The 22227-nt window shown below is 71.8% G+C and carries 19 protein-coding genes and 1 pseudogene; 13 read left to right on the top strand and 7 right to left on the bottom strand.

Annotation, left to right across the window (positions count from 1 at the left end; translation table 11 throughout):
- Nucleotides 1-507: 507 nt before the first annotated feature.
- Nucleotides 508-927, bottom strand: a complete 420-nt coding sequence (locus tag ACWC9T_RS35700; RefSeq protein ID WP_449825209.1) for a MarR family winged helix-turn-helix transcriptional regulator — start codon at nucleotides 925-927, stop codon at nucleotides 508-510.
- A 97-nt stretch (nucleotides 928-1024) separates the two neighbouring features.
- Between ACWC9T_RS35700 and ACWC9T_RS35695 the strand changes: the two genes are divergently transcribed.
- From ACWC9T_RS35695 to ACWC9T_RS35685, 3 genes are all read left to right on the top strand, one after another.
- Nucleotides 1025-1846 (top strand): SDR family NAD(P)-dependent oxidoreductase, encoded by an 822-nt coding sequence (locus ACWC9T_RS35695; protein WP_449825208.1) that lies wholly within the window; start codon nucleotides 1025-1027, stop codon nucleotides 1844-1846.
- A gap of 93 nt (nucleotides 1847-1939) precedes the next feature.
- Complete coding sequence (locus tag ACWC9T_RS35690) at nucleotides 1940-2359, top strand: DUF6841 family protein (protein WP_449825207.1); 420 nt, start codon at nucleotides 1940-1942, stop codon at nucleotides 2357-2359.
- A 648-nt stretch (nucleotides 2360-3007) separates the two neighbouring features.
- On the top strand, nucleotides 3008-6265 hold the full coding sequence (locus ACWC9T_RS35685; protein WP_449825206.1) for a BTAD domain-containing putative transcriptional regulator: 3258 nt from the start codon (nucleotides 3008-3010) through the stop codon (nucleotides 6263-6265).
- Nucleotides 6266-6344: 79 nt separating this feature from the next.
- On the opposite strand, the gene ACWC9T_RS35680 is transcribed toward ACWC9T_RS35685, so the two are convergent.
- Complete coding sequence (locus ACWC9T_RS35680; protein WP_449825205.1) at nucleotides 6345-7898, bottom strand: alpha/beta hydrolase; 1554 nt, start codon at nucleotides 7896-7898, stop codon at nucleotides 6345-6347.
- A 745-nt stretch (nucleotides 7899-8643) separates the two neighbouring features.
- Between ACWC9T_RS35680 and ACWC9T_RS35675 the strand changes: the two genes are divergently transcribed.
- The 3 genes and pseudogenes from ACWC9T_RS35675 to ACWC9T_RS35665 all read left to right on the top strand — a co-directional run bounded on the left by ACWC9T_RS35675 (nucleotide 8644) and on the right by ACWC9T_RS35665 (nucleotide 12547).
- The gene (locus ACWC9T_RS35675; protein ID WP_449825204.1) at nucleotides 8644-10209 is read left to right on the top strand and encodes a TAXI family TRAP transporter solute-binding subunit; all 1566 of its coding nucleotides are present in this window, start codon (nucleotides 8644-8646) and stop codon (nucleotides 10207-10209) included.
- 48 nt (nucleotides 10210-10257) lie between these two features.
- A pseudogene (locus ACWC9T_RS35670) lies at nucleotides 10258-10455 on the top strand (ISAzo13 family transposase); the annotation flags it as partial.
- A gap of 385 nt (nucleotides 10456-10840) precedes the next feature.
- Nucleotides 10841-12547, top strand: a complete 1707-nt coding sequence (locus tag ACWC9T_RS35665; protein WP_449825203.1) for an AMP-binding protein — start codon at nucleotides 10841-10843, stop codon at nucleotides 12545-12547.
- A 148-nt stretch (nucleotides 12548-12695) separates the two neighbouring features.
- On the opposite strand, the gene ACWC9T_RS35660 is transcribed toward ACWC9T_RS35665, so the two are convergent.
- Both ACWC9T_RS35660 and ACWC9T_RS35655 read right to left on the bottom strand, forming a co-directional pair.
- Nucleotides 12696-13091, bottom strand: a complete 396-nt coding sequence (locus ACWC9T_RS35660) for a hypothetical protein (protein ID WP_449825202.1) — start codon at nucleotides 13089-13091, stop codon at nucleotides 12696-12698.
- A gap of 29 nt (nucleotides 13092-13120) precedes the next feature.
- Nucleotides 13121-14500, bottom strand: coding sequence for an FAD-dependent oxidoreductase (locus tag ACWC9T_RS35655; protein ID WP_449825201.1), 1380 nt, complete (start codon nucleotides 14498-14500; stop codon nucleotides 13121-13123).
- A 123-nt stretch (nucleotides 14501-14623) separates the two neighbouring features.
- On the opposite strand from ACWC9T_RS35655, the gene ACWC9T_RS35650 reads away from it, so the two are divergent.
- From ACWC9T_RS35650 to ACWC9T_RS35630, 5 genes are all read left to right on the top strand, one after another.
- Nucleotides 14624-14977, top strand: coding sequence for an ArsR/SmtB family transcription factor (locus ACWC9T_RS35650; RefSeq protein WP_449825200.1), 354 nt, complete (start codon nucleotides 14624-14626; stop codon nucleotides 14975-14977).
- A 51-nt stretch (nucleotides 14978-15028) separates the two neighbouring features.
- Nucleotides 15029-15502: an N-acetyltransferase family protein gene (locus tag ACWC9T_RS35645; protein WP_449825211.1), complete on the top strand. Its 474-nt coding sequence runs from the start codon at nucleotides 15029-15031 to the stop codon at nucleotides 15500-15502.
- Nucleotides 15503-15849: 347 nt separating this feature from the next.
- The gene (arsB, locus tag ACWC9T_RS35640) at nucleotides 15850-16989 is read left to right on the top strand and encodes an ACR3 family arsenite efflux transporter (RefSeq protein ID WP_449825199.1); all 1140 of its coding nucleotides are present in this window, start codon (nucleotides 15850-15852) and stop codon (nucleotides 16987-16989) included.
- Between the two features lie 3 nt (nucleotides 16990-16992).
- Nucleotides 16993-17244 (top strand): DUF2180 family protein, encoded by a 252-nt coding sequence (locus ACWC9T_RS35635; RefSeq protein ID WP_449825198.1) that lies wholly within the window; start codon nucleotides 16993-16995, stop codon nucleotides 17242-17244.
- Nucleotides 17245-17635: 391 nt separating this feature from the next.
- Nucleotides 17636-18463 carry a helix-turn-helix transcriptional regulator gene (locus ACWC9T_RS35630; RefSeq protein WP_449825197.1) on the top strand — a complete coding sequence of 276 codons (828 nt, stop codon included), beginning with the start codon at nucleotides 17636-17638 and terminating at the stop codon, nucleotides 18461-18463.
- Nucleotides 18464-18675: 212 nt separating this feature from the next.
- Here the strand turns inward: ACWC9T_RS35630 and ACWC9T_RS35625 are convergent, their stop codons facing one another.
- On the bottom strand, nucleotides 18676-19614 hold the full coding sequence (locus ACWC9T_RS35625; protein WP_449825196.1) for a C40 family peptidase: 939 nt from the start codon (nucleotides 19612-19614) through the stop codon (nucleotides 18676-18678).
- The gene (locus ACWC9T_RS35620) at nucleotides 19611-20291 is read right to left on the bottom strand and encodes a peptidoglycan-binding domain-containing protein (RefSeq protein ID WP_449825195.1); all 681 of its coding nucleotides are present in this window, start codon (nucleotides 20289-20291) and stop codon (nucleotides 19611-19613) included. The genes ACWC9T_RS35625 and ACWC9T_RS35620 overlap by 4 nt, the downstream gene beginning before the upstream one ends.
- Nucleotides 20292-20544: 253 nt before the next feature.
- On the opposite strand from ACWC9T_RS35620, the gene ACWC9T_RS35615 reads away from it, so the two are divergent.
- Nucleotides 20545-20886 carry a transposase family protein gene (locus tag ACWC9T_RS35615; protein WP_449825210.1) on the top strand — a complete coding sequence of 114 codons (342 nt, stop codon included), beginning with the start codon at nucleotides 20545-20547 and terminating at the stop codon, nucleotides 20884-20886.
- Nucleotides 20887-20970: 84 nt separating this feature from the next.
- Here the strand turns inward: ACWC9T_RS35615 and ACWC9T_RS35610 are convergent, their stop codons facing one another.
- A complete protein-coding gene (locus ACWC9T_RS35610) occupies nucleotides 20971-21150 on the bottom strand; it encodes a hypothetical protein (RefSeq protein ID WP_449825194.1) in 180 nt (59 codons plus the stop codon).
- 265 nt (nucleotides 21151-21415) lie between these two features.
- Here ACWC9T_RS35610 and ACWC9T_RS35605 point away from each other — a divergent pair, with 265 nt between their 5' ends.
- Nucleotides 21416-21904 (top strand): isochorismatase family protein, encoded by a 489-nt coding sequence (locus tag ACWC9T_RS35605; RefSeq protein WP_449825193.1) that lies wholly within the window; start codon nucleotides 21416-21418, stop codon nucleotides 21902-21904.
- Nucleotides 21905-22227: the final 323 nt, after the last annotated feature.

The raw sequence follows: 22227 nt of genomic DNA, 5'->3' as shown, positions 1-22227 counted from the left end.
AACCGCAACACCCTCGCACCCGGCGAACTCCTGCGCCGCATCAAGATTCCGGCGAGCGCCCTGCGGAAACGCACCGTGTACCGCCCCAGCGCGCCGTCAGGGACGGCAGCCCGTGGAACGACCTCGCCGACTGTGCGCGGGCGTGGTCCGCGCACATGCTCACCGCCGTCATGGACCGGGCCGTTTCGCGCGGCCACCAGGTGACGGTCCGGCCGGTTTCCTGCAAGCCAGCGGCCCCGACCCCGACCCGGTCGCGCTCGGCGCCTCACGGCGAAGGGGCTGAGTCTCACCGACACAGCCATCGGGCGCTGACGCGCTCGGCACGGCCCCGCTGCACAGGGCACTGCGGGCGGCGCGCGGTCTGGCCGCGCCGCAGATCGCAGGAACGGCCAGACCATCTGTCTCAGCGGGACGGCGCAGCGGTTGCCGTGTGCGGTGGAGCGGACAGGATCCGGGCCCGGTCCGCTGGGGTCGTAGATGCCGGGCGGGAGTCCGGCGCGGCCGCCGTCATGCCTCCAGCATCAGTTGCAGCAGCTCGCGCAGGGACTCGCGTTGCTCCGTGGTGAGCCGGTCCAGCGGGGCGGCGGCGAAGGGCATGCGGGCGCGGAGGTCGGCGATGACGGTGCGGCCGGCCGTGGTGGCGGCGACGAGCTTGACGCGCCGGTCGTCCGGGGCGGAAGTGCGCTCGACCAGGTCGCGGGAGACCAGGCGGTCGATGATCGGGGTGACGTTGGAGGGCTCTGCGTGCAGGCGGTCGGCGATGCGGCGCATCGGGACCGCTTCCTCGGCGGCGAGCAGTGCCTTGGCCTGGAGCGGGGTCAGCTCGTGGGCGGTGGCGGCGGCCTCGGACTCCTGTGCGTAGCGGCGGTTGACGGCCGCGAAGAGGCCGATGACCTCCTCGGTCAGCTCATCCGATGACTTGGGCATGAGGTCGAGTCTACCGATGTGCTTGACAAAGTGAAATATCGTTCTCCATAGTTATGAAGCGCAGTAGTTATGAGACATAAGTAAAGGGGCTTTGACCATGAGCACCAAGACCGTCCTGATCACCGGCACCTCCTCTGGCATCGGCCTGGCCGCCGCCGTCGCCGCCGCGTGCAGCGGCTGGCGCGTCGTCGCCACCATGCGCGACACCGCCAAGGCGGGCGCGCTGCTCGCGGCGGCGCAGGAGGCCGGGGTGGCCGTCGAGGTCCGCGCGCTGGATGTGACCGACCCGGCCTCGGTCGAGGCGTGCCTGGCTGGCCTCGACTGTCTGGACGCGCTGGTCAACAACGCCGGCGCGGGCCACCTCGGCACCCTGGAGCAGGAGAGCGTCGAGGACGTGCGCGCCGTCATGGAGGTCAACTTCTTCGGCGTCCTCAACGTCACCAAGGCGGCTCTGCCCCTGCTGCGGGCGAGCAAGGGCCGCGTGGTGACCGTGACCAGCGTCGGCGGAGTGATCGGCCAGCCGTTCAACGAGGCGTACTGCGCGGCCAAGTTCGCCGTCGAGGGCTTCATGGAGTCCCTCGCCCCGGTCGCGGCCACCACCGGTGTGTCCGTCAGTGTGGTCGAGCCGGGCGCGGTGGCCAGTGAGTTCGTCAGCAACGTGGGCGGACGCGACACCGCGCTGGAGCAGGCCGGCCCGTACGCGCCCGCGCTGACCGCCTACCTGGCCCGGGCCCGCGACGCCTTCGCCGCCGCGCAGACGCCGCAGGGCGCGGCCGCGACCATCGTCGAACTGCTGGAGGCCCAGCAGCCCGCCTTCCGGGTGCAGACCTCGGATGCCGCGCGCGCGTTCACCGCCGTGAAGCTCACGGACGGCGACGGCTCGGCCGTCCAGACGCTGACCAGCGCGTGGATCGCCTAGAGCATCAGCGCGAAGAAACCGCTACCGGGCCCAGCGCGTTCACCACGCCGACCCAGCCGGCCCGTATCCCACCACACCCAGGAGATGTTCACCTTGTCCCGCACAGACCTGTCGCCCGTCGAAGAGAACGTGAAGCAGTGGTTCGAGCGGTATGCGATGACCTTCATCGAGCTCGCGGGTTCCGGCGCGACCGATGCGACCCCGCTGCTCGAGTACTTCGCGGTCCCCCTCACGATGACCACCCCCACCGCCCACCTGACCGTCACCACGACGGAGCACCTGACCGCGGCACTCGGCCAGGAAATCCTGGCACTGCGCGAAGCCGACTACGGCAGCAGCCAGGCGCGCGACCAGGTGGTTCGCGCGCTCAACGACCGGTCGGCGCTCATCGAGGTGACCTGGGCCCGGTACACCCGGGCGGGCAGCGAGTTCCAGCGCACCCGGGTCCTCTACCTGGTCGCACGGACCGCAGAAGGCTGGCGCACCACCGCCGCGTCGGTCCTCGCCCCCTGAGCGGCCCCAGCCTCGGCAACATCGAGCTGTGTGCGTCGCTGGCGCTGAAGGCCTGTGTCGTTTTCCACTGAAGGTTCTGTGTCGCCTGGGATGGCCTGCGGGTGGCCGTCCGCCGGCTGGAGTTCTTCCGGGTTTCAGTGTGGCGCGCCAGCTGAAACCTCGGGCCGTCTGATTGCACTGGTTCGGGGGCTGTGGAGCGGCGTGTCGGAACGATCGCCGTCCGGGCGGACAACTACGCCGCAGACAGGGCCGGGGTTGGCACGGGCTCTTCTCTACAGTCCGGGTGTCTCATGAGGCACAGGACCTGGTCGCGGGTGGTCGACCTGCGGGTGCCTGTTGGGCTGGGGGACATTGCGATGCCACGGTCCTGATGCCGCGATGAACAGCGCACCGGGTTGACGGCTGGACGTCCGCCGCCTGCTCAATGCCGACCAGCACGCTGCCCGGTGGGCGGCCCGGATGCGCGTCTGGTCTCGGGCTGCAACGGGCTCCTGCAGTGACGCGTTCGCCACCTCCATGGGACGTTCTACACGCCGCCCCGCAGTGCCGGCCATGAGACCTCGCGTCGGATCGTGCCCTGCCGTTCGGGCCTGGTGTGACATCGAGATAATGATCTTGGATGCTGGTGCTGGGCGAGGGGCGGGCGGGGTGCGGATCAACGTTCTGGGGCCGCTTCAGGTCGTGCGGGGTGAGGGCGGGGCGGCCATCGAGGTCGGCGGGGCGCGGCTTCGGCTGCTGCTGGTCCGGCTGGCTCTCGACCCTGGGCGCGTGGTCACCCGTGAGCGTCTGGTGGACGACCTCTGGGGAGACACCCCGCCGGAGGAGCCGGCCGGCGCCCTGCAGTCCCTGGTTTCCAGGCTGCGCCGGGCGCTGGGCGTCGACCGGACCGTGATCGGCTCGCACCCTGCCGGGTACCTGCTCGACCTGCCCCGGGGGAGCGTGGACGCCTGGGACTTCGAGCAGCGGGTGGCGGCGGGGCGGGCGGCGCTGGCGGCGGGCGGGTTCGCCGAGGCGGTCGCTCTGTTGGGCGGCGCCCTGGAACTCTGGCGGGGAACGCCGTTCGCGGACGCCGAAGGCGTTGGGTTCACCGCGGCGTCGGCGGCCCGGCTGGCGGAGCTGCGACTGTCGGCGGTCGAGGAGCGGGCTGACGCTCTCCTCGCGCTCGGCGGGCCCGACACGCTGCCGCGGCTGGTCGCCGAGCTCACCGGGCTCTGCGTCGCGCACCCGCTGCGCGAGCGGGCCGCCGTCAGGCTGATGCGCGCGCTCCATGCGGACGGGCAACAGGCGGCGGCGCTGGAGGTTTTCGAGCGTACCCGGCGGGCCCTGGCCGAGGAACTGGGGGCCGACCCGTCCGCCGAGCTGCGGGACGTCCACCTGCGTGTGCTGTCCGGCGCGCAGTCGCCTACGCCGAGGCCGGCCCCGGCTTCCACCGGGAACCTGGTCAGGCGTGCGGCACTGCCCACCTGGCTCACCGGTCTGGTCGGCCGCGACGAGGCGCTGGCGGCGGTTCGGGAGCGCCTGCACCGGTCCCGCCTGGTGACGCTGACCGGGCCGGGCGGTGTCGGCAAGACCCGGTTGGCGGTTGCGGCCGCGACGGCCGCACCGCCCGCAACAGACGTACGGCTCGCCGAACTCGCGGGCGTCGACGGGCCGCACGGGGTGACCCAGGTCGTCCTGGCTGCCGTCTGCCGCCCGGCGGACGCCGGGGTGCTGGCCGGTGGCCTGCCCGCCGGCGATCAGGCCGGGGATCCCGTCGACCGGATCGTCCGGGCCCTGGAGGGTCGTGAGGTCCTGCTCGTCCTGGACAACTGCGAGCACCTGATCGAGGATGCGGCCCGGTTGGCCCATCGCCTGCTGGCTTCGGCGCCCCGGCTCACTGTGCTGGCCACCAGTCGCGAACCGCTCGGTGTCACCGGCGAGGCGCTCTGGCCGGTGGCGCCGCTCGCCGTGCCCGAACCCGGCGGCACCGCCCGGGAGGCACTCGCGCACCCGGCCGTCGCACTCTTCGCGGAGCGGGCTGCCGCAGCCTGCCCCGGATTCACCCTGGACCACGACACCGTCGAGCCGGTCGTCCGGATCTGCCGGGAGCTGGACGGCTTGCCACTGGCCCTCGAACTGGCGGCGGCCCGGCTGCGCGTCCTGAGCCCCGGGCAGGTCGCGGCGCGGCTGCACGACCGGCTCCGGCTGCTGGACCGCGGCTCACGCACCGCTCCCGACCGGCACCGCACGCTGCGCGCCGTGGTCGACTGGAGCTGGGAACTGCTCGACGAGGACGAGCGCGTCCTGCTGCGACGGCTCTCCGTGTTCTCCGGCGGGGCGACCCTCCCCGACGCACACCTGGTCTGCGCCGGGGACTGGCCGGGCGGGCCGGTGCCCGATCCGACGGTCGTGGAGGACCTGCTGGCGTCCCTGGTCGACAAGTCCCTGGTCACGGCCGGCGGCCGGGAGACCGGGACGGTGCGGTACCGGCTGCTGGAGACGGTCCGCGCGTACGCGGCCGAACGGCTCGTCGAGGCCGGCGAGGACGGCCGAACCGGCGCCGCCCACCTGCGCTGTTTCGTCGAGCTCGCCGAGAACGCCGAACCCCGGCTACGTACGGGCGGCCAGATCGGGTGGCTGGCCCGGCTCGACGTGGAACAGGGCAACCTGGACGCGGCGCTGCGCAGGGCGCTCGCCGTCGGCCCACCGGAGCACGCGCTGCGGCTGGCGGCCGCCCGGGCCTGGCCCTGGCTGATGCGTGGTCAGGGTCGTGAGGCCGGTGAGTGGACGTCGACCGTCCTCGCGGCCCACGGCTACACGCCGCCGCCCGGTGCGGAGCAGGCACACGCCCTGTGCGTGATCCTGGCACAGCTCACCGCCCCGCTCCGGGAGACCGGTGGCGCCGTGATTCCGCCGGAGGCGATGGGCGCGGCGCTGGTCACGGCGCAGCAGGCCGATCACCCGGTCGCCCTGGCCGCCGCGCTGCTGCTCGCCATGGCGGGCCCGCCGGACGCGGTGGGTGCGACGGCGGAGCGGTTCGGCGAGCATCCCGACCGGTGGATGCGGGCCGCTGCCCATCTGGTGCTCGGCCGGATCGAGTTGGGCGCGGGCCGGATCGAGCACGCCGAGCACTGCCTGCGGACCGCGGTGGACGGTTTCCACGTCCTGGACGACCGTTGGGGGCTGGCCATGGCGCTGGTCACGCTGGCCGCGCTGCTGTCCGTCACCGGCGCGGCCGACGAGGCGCTCGCGGCGCTGACGGAGGCCGGTGAACGGGACGCCGAGATGGGCGGTTCCGGCGAGGCGCCGCTGTCACTGCTGCTGTCGGGCCGACTGCGGGCGCGCTGCGGCGAACCGGCCGCGGCCCGGGCCGACCTGGAGCGTGCGCTGGCCGCGGCCGAACGTGCCCGGGACCCGCACCTGCAGGCCGCCGCCCGCTACGCGCTCGGTGAACTCGCGCGGCGCGACGGGGACTTGGAGGCGGCGCTGCACGGCCAGCAGGAGACGCTGCGGCGGCTGGAGCGGCTGCCCGCGACCGGCCCCAGCGCCCCGGCGCGGCTGCACCTGCTCGCCCTGTTGCACACCAGCCTGGCCCGGACCCAGCAGCGGCGCGGCGCGCCGGACGCGGCCGGCCCGCTGCACCGCCGTGCCCTGGAGCTGGCCGCGGACAGCGGCGACCAGCCGGTGCGGGCGGACGTACTGGAGGGGTTCGCCGAGCACTGCCTCGCGCTCGGCGAGGCGGCGCGCGGTGCGGCGGCGCTGGGCGCGGCGTACAGCCTGCGCGGGGCCCACGACGCGGGCGATCCGGAGCTGCGGGCCGTCCTGGACGGCTGCGCCGAGGCCCTCGGGGAGGTCGGTTTCCGGGTTGCCTGGGAGCGCGGCCGGGCGTTGTCGCGACCTGAGTCGCTGGCCCTGGAGGCGGGCTGACGGCCCTCCGGAGTACGTCGGCCGGGTGTGTTCCTGCCGCGCCACCCGGGGTGGGTGGTGCGGCAGGGCGGATGCGCGATCAGCCGCTGAACGGCGGGCGGGTGGGTGCGCAGACCGTGCCGGGGGCGGGGAGGACGCCGTTGACCAGGTAGCGGGTCTCGTGCCGGGCGGCACAGGCGCTGGGGTTGGCCAGCACGGTGTGGCCGTAGCCGTCGACGGTCAGCAGCTCCGCACGGGCGAGCGAGCGGGCCATCGCGCGGGACCCTTCGTAGGGCATGGCCGGGTCACCGGTGTTGGCGACGACCAGGATCGGTCGGGCGGTCGGACGGTTCCAGGGGCCGTCGTACCGGTCGCGGTCCCGGGCGGGCCAGTCGGCGCAGCGCTCGTCGGCCCAGGCGAAGTACGGGCCGGCCTCGCCGGAGCGGGCTCGGGCGAACGCGGCCAGGGCGGGGTAGTCGGCCCGGGCCGGCGGGTTGGCGCTGTCCGAGCACGCCACCGCGAGCGCCTGGTCCGGCGACTGGTGGAGGACGGGCGGCAGCGGTGCGGTCGGCGTGGCAGGCGCCTCGGTGGCGGCCCAGAGTGCCTGGAGCGTCGTGCCGAGCCGGCTCCAGCCGGTGTCGGGAAGGCCCGGGACGGGGTTCGCGGCGTAGAGCGAGGGGATCGTCGCCTCCAGGGCCGAGCCGGCGGTGAAGGTCATGCCGTTGACCGCGACCGGCCGGGTGCGCAGCCGCTGGAGCAGTTCGCCGTACCTGGCCCGGGTGGCGGCGGCCGTCCCGGTGGAGAAGGCGCAGGCCCGGGAACCGACCTGGCCGCACTGGTCGAGGAAGGCGTCGAGGATGCGGTCGGCGGCCACGTCGCTGCCGTTGCGCAGCAGGGTGCCCATGGTGGCGGCCTGTCCCCCGTGGCCGGTCGACCAGGCCAGCGGGTCCGGTGCGCTGTCGAGGACCATGGCACGGACCCGGCCGGGGAACAGGTTGGCGTAGGTGGCGCCTAGGTAGGTGCCGTACGAGGTGCCCAGGTAGGTGAGCCGCCGGTCGCCGACCGCCCGGCGGAGCAGGTCCATGTCCCGGGCCACGTTCGCGGTGGAGATGTGCGGCAGCAGGGCGGGGTTGCGGGCCGCGCACTGCCGGGCGAGGCGCTGGTAGGCGTCGGCCCAGGCCTTCTGCTGGTCCGCGCCCTCGGGATAGCCGGCTGCGGTGCCGGCCAGCAGGGCCTGCTCGTCCGCCGGCTTGTCGAAGCACTGGACGGGAGCGCTGCCGCCGGTGCCGCGCGGGTCGAAGCTGACGATGTCGAAGCGCTTGCGCACCTCCTCGGGGAACTGGCCGAGCATCATGCGCAGGGCCACGGTGCCGGGCACGGCTGGGCCACCGGGGTTGTAGAACAGCGAGCCGATCCGGTGCGCCTGGTCGTCCGCCGGGTGCCGGATGACGGAGAGGTCGAGACTGGCGCCGCGCGGGTCGTGGTGGTCGAGCGGGACGCGGGCGGTCGCGCACTCGAAGCCGTCCGCGCACTTCGCCCACCTGAGTCGCGGCACCGGGGCGGCGTCCGGCGCGGCCACGGCGGTCGCCGGACATGCGGCGGCCAGCAGCGCGGCCGCGGCGACGCCCGCGCCAAGCCTCCACGACGCCGCCAAGCGTCGGGCTGCGGTGCGGGACGCCTTGGGCCGGCGCGGGCCTGCCGCGGGGCCGGTGGGAGGGACGGTACGAATCACGCGAGTGCCCTTTCGTCAACGGGCCGGGCAGTCGTGCGCGCTCCTCGGTCGCGGCGTACCCGCCCGGCACGTCCGACGGTTGCGCATGTCGCTGGCAGACCGCTGGCAGACCGCTGGCAGCGGCTCGGGCGCCGTCCGGCAGCGAGGTGGGAGGCGTTCCACCGCCAACTGGCCCGTTGGCTCGGCGCCTCCGCTGCGGCCTGGCGCGAGACCGCGTCGGCGGCGCGTGAACGGGTGTGAGAGGCATCTGCAATCCCCGCACTCGACAGATCAACCCGATGTGCGTCGTCGAATCGGACGGCGGGTTGGGAACCTCCGAACCAGCCAATACCCATATGTTGGGAACCCTGTTCTTTCGGGACGCTGACCGGATTCTTTCGGTGTTCTGCTGCTCCGCCACCGGCATATCGATGTGCTTCCTCCGTCCAGCGGGAAGCGTTGATCAGGCACGGTGGCGCGGTGTGCCGAGATGAACTGTGCGGGCCACCGAGAACATTACGCCTCCCCACCGACAATTCACGGTTCTGAGGGTTTCACCGCTTGCGGCGCCCCATTTCCACCTGATGATCTTTGGCCCTCACAGCGGTGCCGAGCGTCGGCCCTCCAGCCGGAATGCGCGAAAGAAAAGGGAACCCTCAGTTGCCAGACCGAAGGCCCACTCAGGAGAGTGCCGAGCGCCGAGCAGCCGGGCGGCGCAGCGCCCCTCCCGGGGCAGACGACCGTCGAGGAGCTCGCGGCCGCATACGACCAGGAGCGGCCGATGCGCCTGCTCTCCCCGCGCGTCATGGCCGCGGTGTCGTTCGCCTGCGCTGGCCTGTCGGCGTTCGTGTTGCTCGCGGTGTTCTTCCCGTCGGCCAAGGGCACCCAGTACTACCTCACCGTCTTCCTCGCGGCGACGCTGCCGCTCACCTTCCTCACCCACCGCGGCACCCTGGGGATACCCACACTGCGGGTCCCTGCGAGATGGCGACGGCGCACCGCCGGTGGGACCAGGCCCGATCCGACGGACCGCTCCCGACGTCCGGATGACCCCGGCCCGCTCGACTGGCTGCTGGCCTCTGTCGCGCTCGCGGTGTGTCTCTACCCGCTCATCGACTTCGACGGCTTCCTGGAACGGCGCCAGCTTCCCACCGCGGCTGGCCTCCGGCGGCCGCCGCCAACGCGGCCACCGGAGGCTGAAATCCTCGCTGTTCCGGATGAAAGGAAACACCCCTCGATGAAGCACATCCTCACCGAGGCCCGTCGCCTGACGCGTGTCCGTGGCCGCACCGGGCGCCTGGCCGCGGTGGCTCTCGCCGTGGTCTTCACCACGGCGGGCTGCGGCGGAAAGCAGACCGACGGCTCCGCCACCCACTCCGGAGGTGCGGGTGGCAGGCTTACGATCGCGACCGGCAACACCACCGGTGTCTACTACCAGCTGGGCGGCGGCCTGGCGCAGCAGATCTCGGACCACATCCCCGGCTACCGGGCGACCGCGACGGCGACCGGCGCTTCCGTCCAGAACATCCAGGGCGTGGTCTCCGGCAGCTACGACATCGCCTTCTCGCTGCTGGACACCGCCAGTGACGCCGTCGCCGGCGCGGGCTCCTTCAGCCAGCCGCAGCCCGTGGAAGCACTGGCGCGGCTCTACCCGAACTACACCCAGGTGATCGTCCGGGCGGACTCCGGCATCACCTCGGTCGCCGACATGAAGGGGAAGCGGATCTCCACCGGTTCGCCCGGCTCCGGTACGGAGGTGATCGCCCATCGGATCCTGGAGGCGGCCGGGCTCCACTACGACAAGGACGTCCAGGCGCAACGGCTCGGCCTGCCGGAGACGGTCGACGCGATGAAGGACGGCACCGTGGACGCTCTCTTCTGGTCGGGCGGGCTGCCGACGGGAGGCATCACCGACCTCACCACCGGTCTCAAGGAGAAGGTCCGGTTCCTGGACGTCAGCCCCCAACTGGGTGCGCTGCAGCAGTACGGCCAGGTCTACCAGCCGGGCCTCATACCGGTCTCGGTCTACAAGCAGGCGGCCGACGTGCCGACCGTCGTGGTGCCCAACGTGCTGGTGGTCAAGAAGGGCTTCGACCCGGTCCTGGCCGGAAAGATCGTCGGCCTGATCATCGACCGGCGTTCCGAACTGGAGCACGTGAACCCGGCGGCCACGGAGATCGGTGTCGAGAGCGCGGCCCTGACCGGCTCGGTTCCGCTCAACACCGGTGCCAGGCAAGCGCTGTCCGCCCGCTAGGGTTCGGCGGGCCGCTAGATGGAAACGCCGTTCGAAAGCAACAGAAAAATGCCACTGTCCGCCAACTTCGAGGCGGTCTTTCCGTATCGCGAGCGGCAGCGGCGTCTGTCGATGGGAGCAGAGGCCCGGTCGACCGGCCATGGCGGGATCAGGATGGTCGCCCAGGCCGCCGGTGTCCGCGACGCCACCGTGTCACTGGAGGGAAGTGAACTCGACTTCGGACAAGGCCGGTTGGGACACGCGCGATCGGCCCCCGAGATGCCGACGGGGAAGCCGCGGACCGTGTCCGGTGTGGCGATCGGAGCGCATGGCAGTTCGGGGTCATCCGCCGTGGGCGGCGTTCCGGGTACGCCCTTGTGCGTCGGCGGCCGGTGACGTGAATCACAGGACAGCATCGGTTCGTTGGTCGAACGACGGGGCGCAGCGGTGCGTAACTCCTCCCGACCCCCGTGCCGACAGCCATCACCACCGGAAGGCCCGACACCGTGCGCGCCGTGAGCAGGATGGATCTGCTTGTTCACGCTCGTTTCCCCGTCCGTCCTGCTCGGCGGGACGGCGTCGGGCACGGATGTGCGTGTGAACCCCCGTCAACCGTGGACCCCTTGATCCCCGATAACAGGAGCCGATTGCCGTGACGACGAAATCCGCCACCGAGTCCTACCGTGCCGCGCGGGACGCGCTGCTCCGGATGGCCGGCGGCCAGGAGAGTGCGCTGGAGGAGTTCCACTGGCCCGCGATCGAGGGGAGGTTCAACTGGGCCGTTGACTGGTTCGACGTCGTCGCCCGCGGCAATGACGCGACCGCGTTGTGGATCGTCGAGGAGGACGGTCGTGAGGCGCGGTACAGCTTCGACGATCTCGCCCGACGCTCCGACCAGGTGGCCCACCACCTCGCTGCCCACGGCGTGCGGCAGGGCGATCGGGTGCTGCTGATGCTCGGCAACCAGGTCGAACTGTGGGAGTCGATGCTCGCCGTGATGAAGCTGGGCGCGGTCATCATGCCGACGACCACCGCCCTGGGCGCCGCCGACCTGGTGGACCGGATCGGGCGGGCCGGTGCCCGCCACGTCGTCGCCAACGCCGCGGACACCGCCAAGTTCGAGGAGGTTTCCGGCCCGTACTCGCGCATCGCGGTCGGTGATCCGGTGGCGGGCTGGGCCTGCTACGACGAGGCGTACCGCATCGACGCGCCGGCGCCGTTCGAGGCGCGGACCTCGACCGAGGACCCGCTCTTGGTCTACTTCACCTCCGGTACCACCAGCCGGCCGAAGATGGTCGAGCACTCCCAGGTGTCGTACCCCGTCGGGCACCTGACGACGATGCACTGGATCGGTCTGCGCCCCGGCGACGTCCATCTGAACATCAGCTCTCCCGGCTGGGCCAAGCACGCCTGGAGCTGCTTCTTCGCGCCGTGGATCGCCGAGGCCACGATCTTCGTCTTCAACTACACGCGCTTCGACGCCGCTCGCCTGGTCGAGCAGCTGCACCGGGCCGAGGTCACCACCTTCTGCGCCCCGCCGACCGTGTGGCGGATGCTGATCCAGACGGATCTGTCGGCCGGAGCGGGCTCGCTGCGCGAGCTCGTCGCAGCGGGGGAGCCGCTGAATCCGGAGGTCATCGCCCGGATCGAACGGTCCTGGGGGCTGACCATCAGGGACGGTTTCGGGCAGACCGAGACCACCCTGCTCGTCGGCAACACGCCGGGATCCCCGGTCAGGCCCGGGTCGATGGGCCGCCCGCTGCCGGGAGTCCCCGTGGTGCTGGTCGATCCGGTCCGCGGAATGCCCGCGGACGAGGGCGAGATCTGCCTTGACCTCGCCGCGCACCCGCTCAATCTGATGACCGGCTACCTCGGGGACCCGGAGCGCAACGCGGAGGTGACGGCCGGCGGCTACTACCGCACCGGTGACGTGGCCGTGCGGGACGCCGAGGGCCGGATCACCTACATAGGCCGCAGCGACGACGTCTTCAAGGCCTCGGACTACAAGATCTCGCCGTTCGAGCTGGAGAGCGTGCTGATCGAGCACCCGGCCGTTGCCGAAGCCGCCGTGGTGCCCGCCCCGGACCCGCTGCGCCTGGCCGTTCCGAAGGCGTACGTCGCGCTCGCGCCGGGCTGGGAGCCCAGCCGGGAGACCGCACTGGTCGTCCTGCGGTACGCGCGCGAGAACCTGGCGCCGTACCTGCGGGTGCGCCGGGTCGAGTTCTTCGACCTGCCCAAGACCATCTCCGGCAAGATCCGCCGCGTCGAACTCCGGGCGCGCGAGCGGGAGGCGGCGGACGCGGGCGCGGCCCTCGGCCGGGAGTGGCGCGACGACCAGTTCCCCGAACTGCGGGCCTGACCGGCCGAACCGCGGCGCCGGCCCGTGATGGACGCGCCGCGCCCGGATACCGGTCAACTCGCGGGGCCTGTACGCCCCGGGTGGCCCGGGTGCCGTCAGCGGCTCGCCCTTGGCGAGCAGGGCTGCCCGGAGGCGTCGGCGCGGTCCGTCAGTCGCTTGACGGCCTCGTCCGGCAGCGCGTCCTCCGCCGGTTGGACGACCGGCTTCTGCGTCCTGCCCGCGATGGCCTGTCCGTCCCGCCTGGCCAGATGCCGACCCGGGCGGCCATAGCGCCACCAGATGGGCCCGAGCGGCCGTGCTCGGCCAGGAGTTCCAGGGTGGTCGCGACGACGGGCACCGCGTCGTGGTACTCGCGCCAGCCGTCCCCGTCGTTGTCGTGTCGCGTGATCGCCCACCAGCTACCGACCCAGCAGTCCGCGGACAGGCCGGCCACCGCCTCCTGGCGGTTGGCCAGCGTGATGGATCCGGCGTCGGTGACGACCAGGCCGACCGGCGGGTACCCGGCGCGGGTGTGGCCGGGGTAGGCCCGGCGCCACCAGTGCACCGTCCGGTCAGCTGGCTCACTGCTCGGATTCAGCAGCAGCTGCCAGCCGGAGCCGCCTGGGCTGGGGCACCGATGCCGATAGCGACCGCGACAGGTTCGACGGCAGGGGCTGCACAGCAGCCGCCGCCCGTGTCCTGCTGGGCGTCGGACTGGTCGAAGAGGCCGGCGCCGCCGCAGACGCCGGTCTCGGGCAGGCTCAGCTCGACACGGGCGGCGGCCCCGTGGTCGCCGGCGAGATGGGCGGCGACGGAGCGGACCTGCTCGTAGCCGGTCATGGCGAGGAAGGTCGGGGCGCGCCCGTAGGACTTCATGCCGACCAGGTGGACGCCCTGCTCGGGGTGGGAGAGCTCGCTGGCGCCGTGGGGGTAGACGGTGCCGCAGGAGTGCTGGTTGGGGTCGATCAGCGGGGCGAGCGCGGTCGGGGCCTGGAGACGTTCGTCCAGGCCGAGCCGCAGCTCGGACAGGAAGGACAGGTCGGGGCGCAGGCCGGTCAGGACGACGATCTCGTCCAGGTCCTCGGCGCGGTGGCCGTCCTCGGAGACGAGGGCGAGCTTGTCGCCGGTCTGCTCGACGGCGGTGGTGCGGAAGCCGGTGAGGGCGGTGGCGTGGCCGTTCTCGACGGCGGCCTTGGCGGCGAGGCCGAGCGCGCCACGGGCGGGGAGCTGGTCGGCGCTGCCGCCGCCGAAGGTGGAGCCGGTGATGCCGCGGCGCAGGATCCACACGGCGTGAGTGCCGGGTTCGGTCCGGGCGAGGTCTGCGAGCGTGGCGAGGGCGGTGAAGGCGGAGGCGCCGGAGCCGACGACGGCGGTGCGCTTGCCGGCGTAGCGGGCGCGGACGGCCGGATTCTTCAGGTCGGGGATGCGGTAGGAGATGCGGGCGGTGTGGGTCTTCTCGCCGAATGCGGGCAGGCCGTCGGCGCCGAGGGGGCTGGGGGTGGACCAGGTGCCGGAGGCGTCGATCACGGCGGTGACGGTGATGCGCTCTTCGCGGCCGTCGGCGTGGGTGGCGTGGACGGTGAAGGGCTGGTTTTCGCGGCCGGAGTCGACGACGCGGTCGCGGCCGGCGCGGGCGACGCCGGTCACCCGGGTGTTGTAGTGGATCTTGTCACCGAGGGCATCGGCGAGGGGCTGCAGGTACAGCTGGGCCCAGTCGGCGCCGGTCGGGTAGGCGGTGGGCTCGGGGCGGGTCCAGCCGGTGGGGGCGAGGATCTTTTCGGCGGCGGGGTCGACGAGTTCGGCCCAGGTGGAGAACAGCCGCACGTGGCCCCACTCGCGTACCGCGCTGGCGGCGGCCGGGCCCGCTTCGAGCACCAGGGCGTCGAGGCCGCGCTCGGTGAGGTGGGCGGCGGCGGCCAGGCCGATCGGGCCGGCGCCGATGACGAGGACGGGCAGGTCGGAGCCTTCGGACATGGCGGTGGTTCCCCTTCGAGGTGGAGCGGGTGCGGCTCGGCCGCCCCGGCTGATTCGATAGGCGTCGATGTGTTGGCGACCTCGACCTTGCCATCCCGATTCGACAGATGTCAATATAGACATATGTCGAATCTGGAGTTGCCGGTCCTGGAACAGGACACCGCGCCGTGCTGCCCGCCGATCACCTCAGCCGAGCTGGGCGTGGAGGACGCGGTGCGGATGGCCGCGATGTTCAAAGCGCTGTCCGACCCGGTGAGGCTGCGGCTGTTCTCGAAGATCGCCTCACACCCCGGGGGTGAGGCGTGCGTGTGCGACATCCAGGACGTCGGGGTGTCCCAGCCGACCGTCTCCCACCACCTGAAGAAGCTGCGCGAGGCCGGGCTGCTGACCAGCGAGCGCCGCGGCACGTGGGTGTACTACCAGGTCTCGCCGTCCGCGGTGGCTGCCATGGCCGCCCTGCTCGACCTCAACCGCTGACCCAACCCCGAGGAGCCCCTGTTGCCGCACGCCGCCGTCACCCTCGCACCCATGGGGCCCGGGCACGTCGAGCAGGTTCTCGCGATCTACCGGGCGGGCATCGAGGAGGGCAACGCGACCTTCGAGACCACCACCCCCGGCTGGGACGCCTTCGACGCCGCCCGACTGCCGGACCACAGATTCGTCGCGCTCGGCCCGGCGGGCCGGGTGCTGGGCTGGACCGCGGTCAGCCAGGTCTCCGCCCGGCCCGCCTACGCGGGCGTGGTCGAGCACTCCGTCTACGTCCACCCCGACGCCCGAGGCCTCGGTGTCGCCGGCGCCCTGCTGCGGGAGCTGATCGCCTCGACCGAGAAGGCCGGGATCTGGACCATCCAGTCCGGTGTCTTCCCGGAGAACACCGCCAGCCTCGCCCTGCACGCCCGCGCGGGGTTCCGGGTGATCGGCACCCGCGAGCGCGTGGCCCGCCACCACGGTGTCTGGCGCAACGTGCTGCTGATCGAGCGCCGCAGCCCTGCCATCGACTGATGCCGCGCCTCTGGACGCCGCGCGGCGCACCCCCGATCGGGGCCGCGCCGCGGGCGGGCAGCGCCTGCTTCGCCGCCGTGCTCAGGCGGCGCGCCACCTGGGTCCACGCGGGCCTCAGCTGGCCTTGGGGGCCAGGGTGAGCTGGTCGCGGTGGACGTGCGACTGCGGCGGGGGTCTCGGAGGCGCATCAGCGGGGTGGTGACCAGTCCGGCACGGCCCGTCCAACCCTCGCCTCGGCCGCAGCGCAGCGGCAGGCTGGAAGTATGCGCCACGGACGGCGACGCCGATCCGCCATCGGCGCGGCGCGAATCCTTGCTCCGGCGGTTCGAGGACGGTGGTGGAAACCGATGAGCGTTGATCGGGACACTGCGCCCTCACGGGAGCAGCAGCGGCATGTGGTGGGGCAGCTGTCGGTCGTGGATCGGTTCCTGCCAGTGTGGATCGCTGTGGCGATGGCCGCCGGGCTGGTCCTGGGGCGCCTGGTTCCCGGTCTGGGCACGGCGCTGGGCCGGGTCGCGATCCACGGCACCAGCCTGCCGATCGCGCTGGGGCTGCTGCTGATGATGTACCCGGTGCTGGCCAAGGTCCGTTACCGCGAGGTGGGCCGGATCACCGCCGACCGGCGCATGATGGCCGCTTCGATGAGCCTGAACTGGATCGTGGGACCGGCGGTGATGTTCGCGCTGGCTTGGCTGTTGCTGCCCGACCTGTCCGCCTACCGCACCGGGGTGATCCTGGTCGGGCTGGCCCGCTGCATCGCGATGGTGCTGATCTGGACCGACCTGGCCTGCGGCGACCGCGAGATGGCCGCCGTGCTCGTCGCCCTGAACGCCCTGTTCCAGGTCCTGCTCTACGCGCTGCTGGGGGTGTTCTACCTCAAGGTGCTCCCGGGCTGGCTGGGCCTGTCCACGCAGAACCTGGACGTCTCGATCGGGGAGATCGCCGCCGTGGTCGGCGTGTTCCTCGGCATCCCGCTTCTGGCCGGGTTCCTCACCCGCACCCTGGGCGAACGCGCCCGCGGACAGCAGTGGTACGAGACGAAACTGCTGCCCCGCATCGCACCGATCGCCCTGTACGGGCTGCTGTTCACCGTCGTCATCCTCTTCGCCCTCCAAGGAAAGACGATCACCAGCCAGCCGATCGACGTGGTCCGCATCGCGCTGCCGCTGCTGGCCTACTTCGCGGTGATGTGGACCGGCGGCTTCGCGGTCTCCCGACGGCTGCACCTGAGCTACCCGCGCAGCGCGGCGCTGTCGTTCTCGGCCTCCAGCAACGACTTCGAACTGGCCATCGCGGTCGCCATCGGCGTGTTCGGCGCCACCTCCGGCCAGGCGCTGGCGGGCGTCGTCGGCCCGCTCATCGAAGTCCCGGTCCTGCTCGGCCTCGTCTACGTCGCCCTGTGGCTGCGCCGCAAGCTGACCTGGCCCGACGCCGGTGACACCGCCCCCGGCGACGCCACAGCGCAGCCGGGGCGAAAGGAGGACTGACCCGTGTACTGCCTGGATTGCCACAGCGCGGGCAGGCAGATGGCCGCCGTGGGCGTCTGCTCCCAGTGCGGGGCCGCCGTATGCCCTGAGCACGCGGAGGTGGGACAGCAGTACTTGGCCTGCACGAAACCCGTGTACCGCACGGTCACGAGCGTGCCGCCCGTGAGACGGCTGCTGTGCCCGGTGTGCGCGGCTGCCCACAAGGCCCATGCCGCCTGCTGCCCGCCCGACGAGGGGCTGATCCACACCTCGTGAGCCGGGCCGGTCGGCCAGGGCGCCGCGGTCAGCCGGCCTGGTCGAGATCTGGGCGCAGCTGGAGCAAGCCCCGCAGACCGCTTGATCACACGACCGCGGACTCCACGAAACTCGGGGCAGCTCACCTCGGCATCTCGAGATCACGCTCGCGGTCGCGCACCAGGAAGTTCCGCCCCCCACAGTCCCAGACTCCGGCACCTCACCGACGACTGGAACCGAACATCAAATCGCTCTTGACTCCTGCCCAGGAGAAGTCGTGCGACAGCCTCTCGGCCCGAGACCGGGTACATCGGAACCTCGGGAGACGGAAATCAGCAGGTCAGAGATCTGCTCCGAGGTGGCTCCGCACGCACACGGCGGAGCTCCGCAGAACTTGAGCCAGAACCCGAGAATGAGCAGCACTGTGTGCGCCCGGAGGGCCCGCCAGCAAGAGTGCTTGCGTCCGGGGGCGGGAGCCGTAAGCGCTCATCTCCGAACTGGAGAGGTCGCGCACCTGTCCGGCGTCAGCGTCGACTACTACGTACGCCTGGAGCAGGGCCGCGCGACCCAGCCCTCCGAGCAGGTACTCGACGCGCTCGCCCGCGTCCTCGCCCTCGATGAGACCGAACGCGGGCACCTCTACCGCCTCGCCCGGCAACGCCGCGGCGCGAAGACGCCGGGTGGCCGGGTCCGGCCGGAGCTGCTGCGCGTCCTCGGTCTGGTCGCCGACGCACCTGCGCTGATCATGAACCACCGCCTGGACGTACTCGCCGGGAACCGCCTCGCCGGGCTCCTTCTCGGCCGCCCGATTCCGGGCCTGAACACCGCCCGGCACATCTTCCTCGAGGAAGCCGAGCGCGGCCTTTACGCGGACTGGGAGAACTGCACCCTCGACGTGGTCGGGCACCTACGTTTGGCCGCCGGAAAATACCCCGAGGACCCCCGCCTGGCCTCACTCATCGGCGAACTGGCGATGGGCAGCGAGCGCTTCCGCCGCCTCTGGGCCCGCGCGGACGTGCGCGCCCGCACACATGGACGCAAGGCCTACCGGCACCCCCTGGTCGGGTTGCTGGAACTGCACCAGGAGAACTTCGCACTGCCGAACGAATCAGGCGTCGAGCTGCTGGTACTGTCCGCGGCCCCCGGCAGCCCCGCCGCGGACGGACTGCGCCTGCTCGCAGGCCTGGGCGCGGACAGCGGTGACGCACATCCCACAGTGAACGCTCAGGTCCGCGAGTAACTCAACGGCGGCTTTCCGGAGGACCCAATCCAGCGAACACCTCACCCAGGACGGTCTGGTCGTCCGCACCACCTGGCACGAGCCCGCCCGCCCGGTCTGGGCCCGACGGTAACCACCAGCCCGGCCACCGAACCGGTCCGCGTACGGGCGCACGGTCGTGGCTGGCCCGGGGAGCACCCAGACCGGCCACGACCGCGGTGACGCCGAGGGGGTCAGGCCACGACGTGGTACCAGTAGCCGCCGGTGCGCAGCGGGACGTAGTGGACGTTGGTGCCGGTCTCCTGCGCCTCGTACATCATGTCGGCGCCGGTGTTCGGGTCCGTTCCGGCGTAGATGATGACGTGGTGGGTGGAGTGCGGACCGTCGCCGAAGTACTCGACGTCACCGGGCTGGCGCTGGGACTGCGAGATGGGCACGGTGTGCCGGTCGTTGGTCTGGTCGTTGGTGTTGCCGCCGTAGCCGAGGTCGATCCCGGCGCCGAACCAGTAGGCGGCGCGGACCAGGCCGGAGCAGTCCAGGCCGACGGTGGTGTTGGCCGGGCAGGGGTGGATCGAGCCGGTGTAGAGGTCGCAGGTGCCGAGGGAGGGGCCGGGGCCCTCACCGCGCAGCGAGTGGCCGCCGCCCCACACGTACGGGTAGCCCAGGAAGGACTTCGCGGCGTTCAGGACCTTGTTGTAGTCGATCGCCCCGCCGGAGGGCGGGGTGCCCGTGGAGGTCGGGCCGGAGCCGCCGCCGTACAGGGCATTCTTGGTCGCCGGGCCGACGATGCCGTCGGCGGCCAGGCCGTGCGAGCGCTGGAAGTTGCGGACGGCGGTGTCGGTGCCCGGGCCGAACTGGCCGTCCACGCCGATCCCCGCGCCGAGGTTGTTCAGGATGGCCTGGAGGGTGGAGACGCAATTGCCGGTCGCACCGCTCTGCAGGGTGCCGCACTGGGTGCGCAGGTCGAGGCCGGTCGACGAGCCGCTGCCCGAGCCGCTGCCCGAGCCGAGGCCGTAGAGGGCGTTCTTGGTGTCGGTGCCGACGATGCCGTCGGCGGCCAGGCCGTGCGAGGACTGGAAGTTGCGGACGGCGGTGTCGGTGCCCGGGCCGAACTGGCCGTCCACGCCGATCCCCGCGCCGAAGCCGTTGAGCAGCTGCTGCAGGGTGGTCACGCAGCCGCCCTGGCTGCCCTGCTGGAGCTGGCCGCAGTCCCGGAGCAGGTTGAGGTCGGAGCTGCTGCCGGACTTGCGTACAGGGCGGCCTTGGTGGCCGGCCCGACGATGCCGTCGGAGACCAGGCCGTGGCTGCTCTGGAAGTTGCGGACGGCGGTGTCGGTGCCCGGGCCGAACTGGCCGTCCACGCCGATCCCCGCGCCGAAGCCGTTGAGCGCGGACTGCAGCGTGTAGACGCAGGCGCCGCTCGACCCCAGGGACATGGTCGCGCAGGAGGAGTTCAGGTCGACGGTGCCCGAGACGCCGCCCGCGATCCGATCGAGCGTGGCCTTGGTGGCCGGGCCGACGATGCCGTCGGGGGTGAGGTCGTGCGCGGCCTGGAAGCTGACCACGGCGTTGTACGTGGCCGGGCCGAACTGGCCGTCCACGCCGACCTGGACGGCGCCGGAGAGGTTCAGCTCCATCTGGAGCTGGGTGACGCAGCCGTCGACCTCGCCCTGCCGGAGGTTGGTCGGGCAGGCGGCCGAAGTCATGCTGACCGGGCTGCCGACGGGCGGGGCTGGGGTGGCCGAGGCGGTGCCGGTGGCGGTCGCGGTGAACGCGCCGACACCGGTCAGCACAGCTGCCAGGCTCAGGCCCAGCGATATCCGGCGCCGGGCGGGAAGGGATCCGCTCAAGAGTGACTCTCCGCTGGTGATGGTGGGTAACGGTGCTGTCGTCCGAGCCCCGGTGGAGGACTCCGCACGAAAGCTGATGGTTACTCAGTCTGCGCGAGCCCGGGCCCTGCCAGGGCTGCCCTCAGCCGGCCCACGCGCCGTCCCACACCGCTGACCAGGGCGTTGGGACGCCGGCGCCGGGGCAAGTGGAGACGTCTCCAGTGATCCGCCTCCGTCTTCGTGGCCCTGAAACGGGGCTGCCCTCGCCGACGCGCTGCCAGCCCACTGGTGGACGACGGCGGCCCTGGCTGAGGCAGCAGGCCTGACCCGCGACACCCTGCCCACCGCCGACCTTGGCTTCGTCGGCCTCGACGACAGCGGCCCCGATGCCGACCCGGCAGTGATCACCGGCTACAAGGCCGCCCGGAACCGTCCCCTGACCTGCGGCCAGAAGCTGTCCGACAAGGCGCTGGCCGTGGTCCGGGTACCGGTCGAGCACGGCTTCGCCCACCTGAAGAACTGGCGCGTCCTCGGCAAGGTCCGCACCCACCCGAAGTGGGCGACCGCGCTGGTGCGGGCCCTGCTGGTCCTGACGAACCGCGAAGTCGCCCGCTGACCGAGGATCTACACCGAAGTCATACGCCCACGACCAGCCCGAGCACACCGACATCCGCGCACAGCAGACCCGTGACCTGCAACTTCACGATGCACACCGCTCAGTGTTCGCGGCATGGGCCCATTGGTCATCTGCGAAGAGCTCCTCGAACTCATCGAAGCCTTCTGCCTGGCCGACATAGGCGACCTGCTTGTCGAGATCGAGGCCGGCTTGGGTGAGCCGGTCATTGAATAGTCTGTTGGTAGTGCTGTCGGCGTCGATCACCAGCAGGACGCTGCGCTCGTGTTTGACCAGATACCCGGCCAGGTCAGTGCTCCTTCGTTGTTGCCGCAGGCCCACAGGGCGATGCCCGCAGCTTGCAGGGACAGGCCCCCTCTCCGTCGGCCGCCGATAATTCACATGGGTGCAGATTCAAAGAGGGTGACTCGTTGGGAATGGTTCGCAGGGTTCGTCGTAGCACTTCCTATCTAATGTCAGATTGACGAGAACCGGCGGCGCCTGACTTGCCAACGGTCTATAGGCTGACGCCATGACCCGAGCTCTCGTCCTGATCGACCTCATGCCGCGCATCATCGCCAACCCACTCGCGCCGCATTCCGGCGATGACGTGCTCGTGCGCTGCCGTGACCTCGCCGCCGCGCTGCGCGCGGAGGGTTCTCCCGTAGTGCTCGTCCGCGTCGAGCGTCCAGGCGTCGATGAGCAGCCGCCGGGCAGCGATCTGGCCGAAGGGCTGGAGCAGGACGGCGACGTCGTCGTCGTGAAGCGGACGATCGGTGCGTTCCACAACACCGGCCTCGATGAGAAGCTGCGTGCGGCCGGTGTAAACACCATCGTCCTGGCTGGGCTGGTGACGACGATGGGCGTCGCGTCGACGGCGTGGGCCGCGTGCGACCTCGGGTACGAACTCGAATTCGTCGCCGACGCCATGTCCGCGCCGACCCTGGAGGAACACGAGGTGGCTGTCGGCACGGTGTTCCCGCGCATCGGCGAGGTGCGGCTGACGAAGGACTATCTGTGAGGTTGCAGATGTGAAGCGTGCTGCCGGTCAGGCTGCGAGTATGAGTGCGGCGCGGTAGCGCCCCTGGTGGTTGCGGGCGAACTCTCGCTTCTCTGCCAGGTCCAGTAGGCGTCGAAGTTGCCGTTGCTGCGCAGGGCCCGGAGCGTGAGCACGGCTTCGGCGCCGGCGAGGCCCCAGCGTGTCAACGGACACGCCGAGATGGATCTGCAGCCACACCGCCGCCTGCTCACGTGCGGCGCTTCGGCCGGGGGGATGGGTCGGCTGCGGACGGATTGGTGCTGGTCATCAGGGGTGGAACTCCTACTCGGGCCCTCTCAGGCTAA

It is taken from the genome of Kitasatospora sp. NPDC001159 (assembly GCF_053598235.1).
This window is presented reverse-complemented; position numbering and strand designations above follow the sequence as displayed.

Bases quoted from the DNA above. Each gene is read 5' to 3' on its own strand.
- ACWC9T_RS35700 (WP_449825209.1), bottom strand. From the start codon at position 927: ATGCCCAAGTCATCGGATGAGCTGACCGAGGAGGTCATCGGCCTCTTC.
- ACWC9T_RS35695 (WP_449825208.1), top strand. From the start codon at position 1,025: ATGAGCACCAAGACCGTCCTGATCACCGGCACCTCCTCTGGCATCGGC.
- ACWC9T_RS35655 (WP_449825201.1), bottom strand. From the start codon at position 14,500: ATGTCCGAAGGCTCCGACCTGCCCGTCCTCGTCATCGGCGCCGGCCCG.
- ACWC9T_RS35650 (WP_449825200.1), top strand. From the start codon at position 14,624: ATGTCGAATCTGGAGTTGCCGGTCCTGGAACAGGACACCGCGCCGTGC.
- ACWC9T_RS35645 (WP_449825211.1), top strand. From the start codon at position 15,029: ATGGGGCCCGGGCACGTCGAGCAGGTTCTCGCGATCTACCGGGCGGGC.
- arsB (WP_449825199.1), top strand. From the start codon at position 15,850: ATGAGCGTTGATCGGGACACTGCGCCCTCACGGGAGCAGCAGCGGCAT.
- ACWC9T_RS35630 (WP_449825197.1), top strand. From the start codon at position 17,636: ATGAGCAGCACTGTGTGCGCCCGGAGGGCCCGCCAGCAAGAGTGCTTG.
- ACWC9T_RS35605 (WP_449825193.1), top strand. From the start codon at position 21,416: ATGACCCGAGCTCTCGTCCTGATCGACCTCATGCCGCGCATCATCGCC.